The organism is Pedobacter sp. W3I1 (genome assembly GCF_030816015.1).
Taxonomy (GTDB): Bacteria; Bacteroidota; Bacteroidia; order Sphingobacteriales; family Sphingobacteriaceae; genus Pedobacter.
The window spans coordinates 3,523,943-3,536,170 of record NZ_JAUSXN010000001.1 but is presented as its reverse complement, the minus strand read 5'-3'; the positions used below and the strand labels follow the sequence as shown (position 1 = coordinate 3,536,170).

Below are 12,228 nucleotides of genomic sequence, written 5' to 3'. Positions count from 1 at the left end.
TTATGAAAAAGTTCTTTTTTCCAGATAAAGCACACTCAAGGTGGTTAATTTTATTGATCGATCAGATGATCGTTGTTTGGACATTGTTTATCTCTATTGTATTAACCAATACCTTAAGCTATGTCGACGTTTTTAATTCTGGTAATGCTGTTTATGTGGCACTTTATTGTTTCATTGCTGCAGGTGTTTTCATTTCTTTAAGAATACACACCGGCATTATACGGTATTCCAATACCGAAGATATTTTGAGGGTTTTTCTGGCAGTATTTGTAACCAGTTTGCTCTTTATCAGCGTAAACAAAATACTTTCGCAACGGTTTCAATTGCTTTGGCACCAGATGGATAAAGCATTGATATTAAATTTTTTCATTTCCTCATCGCTGCTTATTCTCATGCGCATTTTGGTAAAAGGGGTGTTTTTCTTTTTTAAAGAACTCAAATCAGAGACCAAAGAGAATATTCTGATTTATGGTTCGGAAAAAAAAGCGATTCTGATCAAAAAAGCAATAGAACAAAATGAAGATTCTAACCTGAACATCATTGGCTTTATTGATGATAACAGGGATCGCGTTGATAAATACCTCGAGCAGAAAAAGGTATACCATTCTTGCTCGGTTGAACTATTAAAAGGAAAGCACAATATCAAAAAAATACTTTTTGCCGAAGATGCACTAAACACTTTAAACAAAAAGAAAATCATCGATATCTGTGTGAACGAGGGCATTAAAGTAATTATGGTGCCACCATCAGATAAATGGCTGTACGGTAAGTTAGATTCGCACCAGTTACGCGATCTGAAAATTGAAGATTTGTTAGAACGCGAACCGATTAAGCTCAACAAAAAGAATATCCTGAAGGATTTAAGTGGTAAATGTATTTTGGTTACAGGCGCTGCGGGCTCCATCGGATCGGAGATTGTTAGGCAGGCCTTACAGTATAATCCTAAATCGGTAATTCTCTGCGACCAGGCAGAAACGCCGCTTCACGATTTAAAGCTAGAACTGGAAGATAGCTTAAACGCCGCAAATGTGAAGATATTTATGGCCAATGTGCAGAATGTAAACCGGATCAGAACATTATTCGAACTTTATAAACCTGAAATTGTTTTCCATGCTGCGGCTTACAAACATGTTCCCATGATGGAAAATAACCCGGCTGAGGCCATTTTAACCAATGTGCTGGGTACTAAAAACATGGCTGATATTTCAATGGAATTTGGAGTAGAAAAGTTTGTAATGATCTCTACTGATAAAGCCGTTAAACCAACCAACGTAATGGGTGCATCCAAACGTTTAGCCGAAATTTATATTCAGTCGCTAAACAGCCCTGAGATTATTTCAACAGGAGAAATTACGACACAAGCATCATGCACCCGTTTTGTGACCACTCGTTTTGGAAATGTTTTGGGTTCAAATGGCTCTGTTATTCCAAGATTTAAAAGCCAGATTGAAAAAAGGGGGCCCATTACAGTAACCGATCCGGAAATAACCCGGTACTTTATGACCATTCCCGAAGCCGTACAATTGGTAATGGAAGCGGGAGCAATGGGCAAAGGAGGAGAAATATACCTTTTCGATATGGGTAAACCAGTTAAGATTGTCGATTTAGCTGTAAATATGATCAAGTTAGCAGGCTTAACGCCTTATGTTGATATTGATATCATGTTTACAGGGTTGAGGCCTGGAGAGAAGCTGTACGAGGAACTTTTGCTTATTGATGAAGAAATTATACCTACCCATCATCCAAAAATTAAAATATCGCAAAAAGTAGCCTACAATTACTTGTACGTTAATCAGATTATTAAAGACCTGATTGTACTGAACAACGATGGCAACGATCTGAATATGGTTAAGAAAATGAAAGAAATTATACCTGATTACATCAGTAATAATTCGAGATTTGAAGAATTAGACCTGTTGGTTGCCAATTGATTACCGTAAAAACACCCTAATAAAATTATTTTATTTTTGTTCGCGAAATAATTATTAAATTGCATTAAATAGTAATAGTCGTCCCAGATTGTTGATCGAATTTAAATGTTTTATTTTAAATTAAATTAACTGCTATGAGTTTAAATGTAGGTCAGGTTCTTGAGCGTGTTGTACGCAGAGACAGAATGGGGATAAGTGAATTATCCCGGAAATTAAAAGTAAGTAGAAGAACTATTTACAATTGGTTTGATCAGAAAAGCCTAAATCCCGAAATTATTTGGAAAGTAGGTACTGTGATCGGTCACGATTTTTCTGTTGAGTTACCCGAAACTTTTTCTAAGAACAGTAACTATATCAATGAAGCTTTTGATTCACATACAGAAGATCAAACCAAAGGTGATGCGAATTCTGTATATTTCTGGATGAATAAATACATCAAGTTACTTGAAAAATATAACGAAATATTAATTCATAACAACACTGAAAAGGATATTTCTGAAACTGTTGCACATCATACTATGCCAAGAAATAACAATCGGTCTATTTCTTAAGCCATTACTGGTATTTTAATTTATCTTAAACTAATATCTTCTTAGGGTTTACCATCCTGGCGAACTCTCCCTTTTTTTATAGTATCTCTCTAAATAATTCACCATAAGCACGCGCTATGGTGATGGATTTCTATTCACTAAAATTTTGAAATCATGAAAACAATTAACGCATTAACTCTACTGTTACCATTGTTCGTTTTTCAAGGCGCAAAAGCACAATCGCAGGTTTATGGTGGTACAGGTATTCGGTACTCAGTTGGTATCGAAACGGGTTTGGCAACTGGCTATTTGGCCGAAAAGTATGAAGCACCCCTGGGTGTTTCCGTTCAGGCCGAATTTCCCATTACCGAAAGCATTTTATATGCCTCGGTAAATACCGGGTTCAATAACATGTTTGTATCAGGCAATTACTCCCATTTGGTTGATGATTTACAGCTTGTGCCAGTTAAAGCCGGTTTAAAATATTTCTATAGAAGTAACCTTTATCTGCAATCGGAAATAGGTTTTTCCTTCCTTTTAAATAAAACAAATTGTGTTGAGGGCAAAAAAGCGGCATTTGTATATGCGCCGCAAGCAGGAATGATATTTTATCTGCACAACAATAATTACATCGATGCCGGATTACGCTATGAAAGCAATGGCAAATTCTATCACTGCGACCATACGAACAACTTTGTAGGCTTCAGAATTGCCTGGGGCTTTAGTTTATAAAAACGGATATTCCTTAGTAATCATCTTTAATAAGCTTCATAATATGAAAGCAAGTATACAATACAATACAATGAATGGATTGTGGATCCTTTTTATTGATTGTAAATATGAGGATTCTCCGAAATACATCAGGATGATTACGAAAATTATAGTCAAAATGCTATCGGGAACGATCATTCCTGGTAATCGCCGAAGGGTTAGATCAGGCAGGCATTATCTTATTCATGAGCATGTTGTAGAATTACATACCGACGAATGGTTTCCATTGGTACTGGCAAGCGAGAGAAAAGAGCTTTTAGAAGGCATTAAATCTATTTTTATGGATATGAGTGGGAAAAAATAATTCTCCAGTTTATTTTATCAATTAAAAATACGGGAAGGTTGCTCCGAAAGGAGTAGCCTTTTCTTGTTTCTGGGTTAGCGTACGCAATAAAGGTTGTAACGTAAAGTTAAAATCCATCCGAATCTGTTACGTGAGCTGTAGAAACGCTTAATTAAGCATTTAAACTGGTCCTTCGACAAACTATCAATGACAGATTTCAAAATCGGTCGTCATTTCGACTGAAGCGCAATCCCGAACTTTCGAGAGAGAAATCTTTTAACGTATCTCCACTGCGGTCGAGATGACGATACCTAGCAGTATGTCATCTCCACTCCAATGTTCTTTCTAGAACCTCTACTATTGACAGATTTCTATAGAAAGGTCGTCATTTCGAGGAGGAATCCCGAATTTTCGGGAAAGCAATCTTTCCTGCTAGTGATCCTGCTATAAAGATTGCCTGCCTGCAGCAGGCAGGCTTCGCCAGCTGAAAAGCCTGCTCGAAATGACGATAATCTGAGGAGATTTATCTCCTTAAAATCCCTGTTATTTATATTGATTTTATACAATAAATTACCTTCAGCATGACAATTCTATATTTGATACAATCGGCATCTAATCCCTAATATTCGATTACAACCTTACCAATCGTTTTTCCGCTCTCTAATAAGCGGTGTGCTTCTTTTAGGTTATCAGCTGTAAAGCCATTCAAAGTAGTGTTTAAAGTGGTTTTAAGGGTGCCGTTATCAAAAAGTTCGGCAAGTTTATTTAAAATATGGTGCTGCTCTTCCATATCGTCGGTTTGGTACATCGAACGGGTGTACATGAATTCCCACGAAAAAGTAACACTTTTATTTTTTAACTTATTCAGTGCAATAGGATTGGCTGAGCCAGTTATAGAAACAATATGCCCCTGTGGTTTTATCAGTTCTGCTATTGCATCCCAATAAGCATTTAAATCAACAAAATCTAGTATAAAGTCTACTTCCTGATAACCTGCTGCACGTATTTCTTCTACCAGGTTTTTATGATCCACCACCAAATCAGCTCCCATGGACAGGCACCATTCTTTAGTTTCGGTACGCGAAGCTGTGGTAATTACCTTTAGCCCGCTTATTTTTTTTGCGAGTTGTATCGCAATTGAACCCACACCACCGGCTCCTCCAATAATGAGTATACTTTTCCCCTTATCTTTTTGATCGCTAATGCGGATACGGTCGTACAACGATTCCCATGCGGTAAGCGCGGTTAAGGGCATAGCTGCAGCTTCTGCATGGCTGAGCTTGCCTGGCTTTAAGCCTACAATCCGTTCATCTATCAATTGATATTCAGCATTGCTGCCACTGCGGGTAAGATCGCCAGCGTAATAAACTGCATCACCTGGTTTAAAAAAAGTAACCGCCTCTCCAACAGCTTCTACCGTTCCGGTCGCATCCCAGCCTATCACCTTCGGCGTTTCCAATATCGTATCTTTAGCACTATTCTGACGTATTTTATAATCAACCGGATTTACACTAATCGCGTTTATCTTAACCAGTATATCGCGTCCGCTTGGTTGCGGAACAGCTGTTTCAAATTCGATAAAACTTTCTTCTGCCGAAATGGGTAGTGAGGTTTTAAATCCTATAGCTTTCATTGTCTTTTTATATGAATATACAATTTTTATGATTTCTGTAAGGCAAATATAAACTGATATTGCGTTATTAGCTTTTAGAAATTCGCTTGTGACTTAAATACAACGGACAGTTGCTAAAAAGCAACAATAAGTAGGGGAATTACAACTATAATGAGCGGCTGACTTGCTGAATCTGGCTAATTGACTAGCTACTTTTGCCATGTCGAAAGATTAAAAAAAGACAGTACATATGGATGCAAAAATGATCGGCAACAAAATTGCCGGAGCACGAAAAAAAGTAAATATGTCTCAGGCCGGACTTGCCGGACATGTATTTGTAAGCCCACAAGCCGTTGGAAAATGGGAGCGGGGAGAATCAATGCCAGACATTATTACCTTAAACCAACTCGCCAAGATTCTGGATGTAGATCTCAATTATTTTTCAGAGAATCTCTCCTCTCCAAATGCCATCAGTGCGGTTGAAGAGACAACACCAGAGGTAAAGAGTTTAGCAGATTCGCCTCAACCACAGCTACTGACCAATTTTAGTGGGAACGATCTTGCCAGTACCGATTTTTCTGGTATTATTGCGCATAAGCTCAAATTTAACGGGAGTAATATACGTGGCTCAGATTTTACTGGTGCTGACCTGACTGGCAGTTCGTTTCTGGGTAGCGATGCACGCGAAGCCAATTTTCAAGGTGCAAACCTCACCGATTCCAGCTTCTCGGCTACTGATCTTACGGGTGCTAATTTTGATCAGGCCATTTTGGTGTGTACAAAATTCTATGCTTTAGAACTGGCTGGGGCAAAAATCAGCAATACCAAACTAACTGGGGTAAAACTGAGCAAAACCGATTTAAGGAAAACAGTTTTTGAAAATTGCGTGTTTGAGGCTGTAGACTTTGATTATTCGGATCTGCGCGGACTCCGTTTGGATGGGCAGACTTTTATAGGGGTTTTGTTTCACAACGCAGCACTTAACGAAACTACATTTAAAGGCACAACGCTTAAAAACGTGTCTTTCCGCTCTACCTTCGCCCTCACCAATAAATATTACAGAGCCATTAAAACGATCTGTTTTGAAGGAGCAATGATGGATAAGCTAACCTATGCTTCACTCAAAGGTTTGGGTGCAGATTTATCGAAGGTTAACCTGGTGTAATTAGGTATATTTATGTGGATGCTGAATAACTAGAGTTCGTTTCTAACGTATTGACTTTTACAAAAGGCTATTTGATTTCGAGTAGCCTTTTTTATGTTAAGCATTCGTTTTCTTCTATTGCGCTAGTATAACTCACTACTATCGAAATTTTTAATAGTTCTTATTAACAGCAGTTGAACCGATAACCTCTTTTAATCAAACAAGATATGACCACGATCCAAACCACCCTTACCAGTGTAAATTTTAGTGTGTAGCATGTAGAGCTGGCTGAATCTGCTTTTACAATACTTAACTTGTTGAGGTTTTTAGAGGGATCAAGATCAATATGTTAATTCACTAAAATAAATTCAGGCGATGGCTTGGGCACGAGGCACTAAGACTCGCGCCAGAATGCAATAGAGTTTGCTAAAAAAAAGCCTGCTATCGTAAGATTTGCAGGCTTTTGTTGGTTTTTGAAACCATTTTGGCGGAGAGTGGGGGATTCGAACCCGCGGACCCTTTAACAAGTCAACAGTTTTCAAGACTGCCGCAATCGACCACTCTGCCAACTCTCCGCCGCAAAAGTACGAACTCCCGTTAAATCTGCAAACTATGAATGCTTTTTTTTTATATAAACTTGATAATTACTTAACACAGAGGAAGAAAAAATTATTTCTTCTGTATATTTTCTTCAATTGGCTCTGATTTTTTGAATAAATTAAAAGTTGGGCGGATAATCTTCACACTTCTTTTACTTACATCCACGCTGGCATTCAGTTCAAAACCGATCAATAAAATCAAAGAGTTGAGGTAAAGCCAGATCATGATTACGATTAATGTTCCGATAGAGCCATACACTTTGTTGTATGAAGCAAAATGGTTGATGTAGAAAGAAAAACCCCAAATAGTAAGGAAAGCTAAAATGGTAGCCAGCCAGGAACCTGCACTAAAGAAACGCCACTTTTTTGAATGTGCTGGCCCGTATCGATATAAGATAGATACCGTTAAAAAATATAAAATAGCCAGTAGTGCCCACTGGGTAAACTGTACAGCAAAGGCCAAGAAACTACCTTTAATGTGGAGTTCGTTTGTGATCTTATTCAGTAAAACTTCTCCCAGAGTCATGGCGCTGATGCAGATGATAATGGAAAAACAAATAATCGTAGTTAATACCAGTGCAATTAAGCGTTGTTTTAACCAGCCCCTGGTTTCGATAATCAATGATGATTTATTAAAAGCCTTCATTAAATTTTTAACGCCATTTGTAGCAAAAAATATGGCTGATAAAAAACCGAACGATAACAAACCCTTGTTCTGGTTTTTGATAATGTCTTTTAACGTAGTTTCAAAGGCATCAAAAGCGTTGTGTGGCAGTACAAGCTGTATTAAATTTAGAAGCTGATCCTGAAAGCCTTTGATCGGAATAAAAGGAATTAACGTAAATAAGAAGATAATGCCAGGGAAGATAGCCAGCATGAAACTATAAGCTAATGATGATGATTTGTTTACCAAAGCATCTTTACCAATTTCACGAAAGAAAAATGTAGCTACAGTATACAATGGAAGTGGACTAAAACCAGGCAAAACGCATCCCTTTGTCCATTCGATAAATCTAGAATAGAGTTTAAGATGTAATAATTGCCTATGTAACCATTCCATTGTATTTGTTAATTAAAAAACACCGATAGTTTTTCCATAAAATTTTCGGGTGGATTTGTAGGTTTATTTTTCTTCATATCAACAAAAACCAGTGTAGTGGCCCCAATGTTTATGAGTTCTTCTTTTTCGTTATACAACTCGTACTCGAAAAAAATCCTGATGCCCGGTAAAGTTTTGATGATTGTTTTTACCGTAATTTCCTGATCGTAAAGGGCAGGTTTAATGTATTTGCACTTTAATTCTAAAACAGGCATCATAATTCCGTCAGCTTCCATAGAGCTATAGCTCATGCCTAAACTGCGCAACATTTCTACCCGGCCTACTTCATAATACTGTGCATAATTGCCGTAATACATATAGCCCATCTGATCGGTTTCGCCATATCGAACCCTGATTTTTGTACTGTGGCTATACATTATTTAAATATATTTCTTTTGTTTAAAGCTTCACGGTATTTCTTTGCATTGATTTCGTGCTGTGCTTTATTTTCTGCGAAATTATGGTAGCCAGAAAAATCTTCTTTGGCACACATGTAAATGTAATTGTTATTGTCGCGGTTTAGTACAGCATCAATGGCGTTAATACTCGGCATCATAATCGGCCCGGGAGGTAAACCTGCATACTTATAAGTGTTGTAAAGCGACTGTACCTGTAATAATTTTCCGGTTACTCTTTTCACCGTAAAATCGTTGTTGGCAAAAATTACCGTTGGATCAGCCTGTAACAATATGCCTTTATTTAAACGGTTTAAATACAAGCCTGCTATAATTGGCATTTCTTTATCGTAAAGTGCCTCTGCATCAACAATAGAAGCTAAGGTATATATTTGTACCGGAGTCAGGTTTAAACTTGCTGCTTTTTGTTTGCGATCGGCAGTCCAGAATTTATCGTATTCTTTGTGCATGCGCTCAAAGAAATCAACCGGAGAAACATTCCAGTACATTTCATAAGTATTCGGAATAAACATAGCATATACGTTATCCTGGTTAAAGCCATATTTGCTAATCAGCGCAGTAGAATCTAAAACATTGATAAAGCTTAACGAATCGGCTTCCAGATTGCTGGCCAGGTATGCCGCAAAATTTTCTTTCTTACGGATATTATGGAATTTCAATTTAACGGGATCTTGATTTCCGGCTTTAATTAAGTTGATTAAACTGCGGTTGGTCATCCCTTTGGTTAAACGGTAACGGCCGGGTTTAACATTCGTGGCTAAATTCATTTTTCCGGCAGCTGCAGTAAAAGAAGAGATGCTTTTTACCAGATCTTTCTTTTTAATCTCTGCAATTAAATCGTCGTAACTGCTTCCTGTTTTGATATATAAATATTTTTGATTTTCAGTAATGTTAGGGGCAAAGTAAAGCCTGTAAATATTTAACGCAAAGTAACCAGCAATTAAAATAACAACAAGTGCAATAACTATTGCCACTTTTTTGCCTGTACTCATGTTCTTTTTTTCTACTTCAGTCATCTGTAAATATGATACGTGTTTATTGTTGTTTGTTAGATAGGGTAATGTTAATCTTGGTGCCTATAGCCACTTTGGTTAGCGAATCAACCAGCATAGGATCTTGTTTAGTAATAACAGCAGCAGCACTATCGGTAATAGGGCCATCGTAAATAATGGTGCCTAAACTTAAGTTCGAACCTCTTAAGCTAAATTTAGCTTCATCCATGGTTAATCCCATGAGTTGTGGGATATCTACTTCTTCGTTTCCACGCCCATCGCCCAAAACCAGGTTAATCCTCGAGCCAACAGGCACAATCTGTCCGGCAGCTATCGGCTGGCCGCCAAAGGAGGCTTCTAAAACCACATCACGGCTTACATCTGGCTTATAGGTCGTATCTCCAAGTTTTAATCGCGAACTTTCTATAATAGCTTGTGCTTCCCTTAAAGTTTTAAACGCTATATCAGGGAATTTTGTATTCGGTGTTTTTCCTGCATTAATCGTTAAGTAAATGGTACGGTTATCTTTTACAAAAGTATTGGGGTCAGGATCCTGATCAATCACAATTCCCGCAGGTTGATCCATTATAAAAACAGAATCGACTTCGTATTTTAGTCCGGCGTCTTCTAGTTTCTTAACCGCCTGCTCAAATGATAAACCTTTTACCATAGGTACATTTAAGCCCTGGCCGTGTTTGGTATAATATCTTAAACTAAAAAAAGCGATCAATAGAAGTACTACAACGGTTATTATTGCAGCTAAAATGTTGTTTCTAAACGATTTGGTTTTTAAATAATCTATAAATTTAGACATGAATCTTAAATTGGGTTATGCGTATAAGCTCAAATGTAACTATTTTAATGATTGATTGAATTATAGAATCCATTCCTTCATTCAATCCATCTCTAATTCTTTCATTCAATCATTCTCTAATTCATTCATTCAATCATTGAATAATTCTCTCAATCAATATTACTAAAGCACAAAGATATTTATATTTTTGAGGATATATTTATATTCAATTTCTATTTACAAAAGGATTTTTAACATGAAGAAAACGATAGCATTGTTAACAGGCGGTACCACAGGCGAGTGGGTTGTTTCGGTGAAAAGCGCAGCCACTATTGCTCAAAATATCGACCCGGATTTATACGATGTGTATAAAATTATGCTGAACGAAAAGAGCTGGTTTTATGAACCTGCCGATTCTGTTAAAATTGAAATTGATAAAAATGATTTTTCCTTAACGCTGGAAGGAAGAAAAATTAAGTTTGACGGCGTTTTTATTGCCATACATGGTTCGCCTGGCGAGGATGGGAAATTGCAGGGCTATTTCGATATGTTAGGTATTCCCTATACCGCGTGCGATGCATTAACTTCATCAATTACCATGAATAAAGGTTATACTAAGGCTGTTGTTGAAGGTATTGATAACCTTTACACCGCAAAATCTGTTCAGATATTTAAAAATGGAAACTATAGCTTAAATCAAATTAAACAAGATTTAAGATTGCCTTATTTTGTTAAACCAAACAGTGGGGGCAGCAGCATTGGCATGAGTAAGGTGAAACATGCCGATGATCTTGAAGAAGCCATTGAAAAAGCCTTTAAGGAAGATACTCAGATTTTAATCGAAGAGTTTGTGAGCGGCAGGGAGTTTTCGATCGGCATTTTTGGCGCTGAAGGAAAGATTATTGTTTTGCCAACTACAGAGGTTATTCCAGCAAATGAGTTTTTTGATTTTGAAGCCAAGTATACACCAGGCGCAACTGAAGAAATTACCCCGGGTAGAATGAATGAAGAAGAGGTGAGTCGTGTGCAACAGGTGGTAAAAGATGTATATAAGAAACTAAATTGCAGGGGAGTGGTACGCGTTGATTACTTTCTGGAAGAAGGAACCGGTAAGTTTTATTTTATCGAAATTAATACCATTCCTGGCCAAACGGCAACCAGTTTTATTCCGCAACAGGTAGCCGCCATGGGGATAACACTTAAAGAATTTTATACCCGTTTAATGAAAGAAACGCTGGGGTAATTTTTGAATATGAGTCATATATATATATAGCGTCATTTCGACCGTAGTGGAGAAATCTTTGATCTTAGTTTAAGAAAGTATCTTTTTCAAAGATTTCTCGACTCCGTTGCACTTTGCTCGAAATGACGACCGACTTTTGAAATCGGTAATTGATAACAAGTTTAGGCTGAGCGAAGTCAATTGAGACAATCCATTTTGATTTTTTATGATGAATATCCAAAAACTGATTGATAAGGGTTTAAAACTCAAAAGCTATCCTAAAGATTCTGTCATTTACGAGCCCGGTATGCAACCGCGCTACGTATATTTTATCAAATCAGGTGAGGTAAGAATGGTTACCGTGAGTGATGAAGGAAAGGAATTTATTCAAGGCGTTTTTAAAACGGGGCAGTATTTTGGTGAACCTGCTTTATTAATTGACAGGCCTTATTTAGCTTTTACTATTACCAATAAAGATTCGCACATTATTGCTGTAAATAAAGAAGATTTCTTTGATCTGATTAAAAATGAGCCCGATTTTAGTATGGATCTGATTCGTACTCTAAGTAACCGCCTTTTTTATAAATCGATGATGCTGGAGGAACTGGCAAGCGAAAAGGCCGATCATCGGCTGCTAACCATTATCAATTACCTCCTTAATGATATTGCTGTAGGTGAAAATTTAAAGGTAACGCGACAGGAATTAGCCGATATGACTGGTTTGCGGGTAGAAACAGTTATCCGTGGAACTAAAATACTGGCCGAAAAAGGCCTGATTAAAACAGTTAAAGGGAAAATAGTAAAAGTTTAGGATATATTAATCAGGTATTAAATAC

At 37.3% G+C, this 12,228-nt stretch carries 12 protein-coding genes and 1 tRNA gene; 7 read left to right on the top strand and 6 right to left on the bottom strand.

What is annotated here, in order from left to right; all coding sequences use genetic code 11:
- Nucleotides 1-2 precede the first annotated feature (2 nt).
- From QF042_RS14650 to QF042_RS14635, 4 genes are all read left to right on the top strand, one after another.
- Nucleotides 3-1,931 (top strand): nucleoside-diphosphate sugar epimerase/dehydratase, encoded by a 1,929-nt coding sequence (locus tag QF042_RS14650; protein WP_307529620.1) that lies wholly within the window; start codon nucleotides 3-5, stop codon nucleotides 1,929-1,931.
- Between the two features lie 134 nt (nucleotides 1,932-2,065).
- Nucleotides 2,066-2,482, top strand: a complete 417-nt coding sequence (locus QF042_RS14645; RefSeq protein ID WP_307529617.1) for a hypothetical protein — start codon at nucleotides 2,066-2,068, stop codon at nucleotides 2,480-2,482.
- Nucleotides 2,483-2,635: 153 nt separating this feature from the next.
- The gene (locus QF042_RS14640; protein WP_307529616.1) at nucleotides 2,636-3,193 is read left to right on the top strand and encodes a hypothetical protein; all 558 of its coding nucleotides are present in this window, start codon (nucleotides 2,636-2,638) and stop codon (nucleotides 3,191-3,193) included.
- Nucleotides 3,194-3,236: 43 nt separating this feature from the next.
- Nucleotides 3,237-3,536, top strand: coding sequence for a hypothetical protein (locus tag QF042_RS14635; protein ID WP_307529614.1), 300 nt, complete (start codon nucleotides 3,237-3,239; stop codon nucleotides 3,534-3,536).
- 598 nt (nucleotides 3,537-4,134) lie between these two features.
- Here QF042_RS14635 and QF042_RS14630 read toward each other — a convergent pair.
- Complete coding sequence (locus tag QF042_RS14630) at nucleotides 4,135-5,148, bottom strand: zinc-binding alcohol dehydrogenase family protein (RefSeq protein WP_307529612.1); 1,014 nt, start codon at nucleotides 5,146-5,148, stop codon at nucleotides 4,135-4,137.
- Between the two features lie 229 nt (nucleotides 5,149-5,377).
- Here QF042_RS14630 and QF042_RS14625 point away from each other — a divergent pair, with 229 nt between their 5' ends.
- Nucleotides 5,378-6,292 carry a pentapeptide repeat-containing protein gene (locus QF042_RS14625; protein WP_307529610.1) on the top strand — a complete coding sequence of 305 codons (915 nt, stop codon included), beginning with the start codon at nucleotides 5,378-5,380 and terminating at the stop codon, nucleotides 6,290-6,292.
- A gap of 464 nt (nucleotides 6,293-6,756) precedes the next feature.
- On the opposite strand, the gene QF042_RS14620 is transcribed toward QF042_RS14625, so the two are convergent.
- The 5 genes from QF042_RS14620 to QF042_RS14600 form a co-directional block, all read right to left on the bottom strand.
- Nucleotides 6,757-6,846: transfer RNA gene (locus QF042_RS14620), tRNA-Ser, on the bottom strand.
- 94 nt (nucleotides 6,847-6,940) lie between these two features.
- The gene (locus tag QF042_RS14615) at nucleotides 6,941-7,930 is read right to left on the bottom strand and encodes a YihY/virulence factor BrkB family protein (RefSeq protein WP_307529608.1); all 990 of its coding nucleotides are present in this window, start codon (nucleotides 7,928-7,930) and stop codon (nucleotides 6,941-6,943) included.
- A gap of 8 nt (nucleotides 7,931-7,938) precedes the next feature.
- Nucleotides 7,939-8,346: a thioesterase family protein gene (locus QF042_RS14610; protein ID WP_057934757.1), complete on the bottom strand. Its 408-nt coding sequence runs from the start codon at nucleotides 8,344-8,346 to the stop codon at nucleotides 7,939-7,941.
- Nucleotides 8,346-9,401, bottom strand: coding sequence for an endolytic transglycosylase MltG (gene mltG, locus QF042_RS14605; protein WP_307529604.1), 1,056 nt, complete (start codon nucleotides 9,399-9,401; stop codon nucleotides 8,346-8,348). Before mltG ends, QF042_RS14610 begins: the two co-directional genes overlap by 1 nt.
- A gap of 19 nt (nucleotides 9,402-9,420) precedes the next feature.
- Nucleotides 9,421-10,191, bottom strand: a complete 771-nt coding sequence (locus QF042_RS14600) for a PASTA domain-containing protein (RefSeq protein ID WP_307529602.1) — start codon at nucleotides 10,189-10,191, stop codon at nucleotides 9,421-9,423.
- Between the two features lie 235 nt (nucleotides 10,192-10,426).
- Here QF042_RS14600 and QF042_RS14595 point away from each other — a divergent pair, with 235 nt between their 5' ends.
- Both QF042_RS14595 and QF042_RS14590 read left to right on the top strand, forming a co-directional pair.
- Nucleotides 10,427-11,413 (top strand): D-alanine--D-alanine ligase, encoded by a 987-nt coding sequence (locus QF042_RS14595; RefSeq protein WP_307529600.1) that lies wholly within the window; start codon nucleotides 10,427-10,429, stop codon nucleotides 11,411-11,413.
- Between the two features lie 205 nt (nucleotides 11,414-11,618).
- On the top strand, nucleotides 11,619-12,203 hold the full coding sequence (locus tag QF042_RS14590) for a Crp/Fnr family transcriptional regulator (protein WP_307529598.1): 585 nt from the start codon (nucleotides 11,619-11,621) through the stop codon (nucleotides 12,201-12,203).
- The last annotated feature ends 25 nt before the right edge of the window (nucleotides 12,204-12,228 follow it).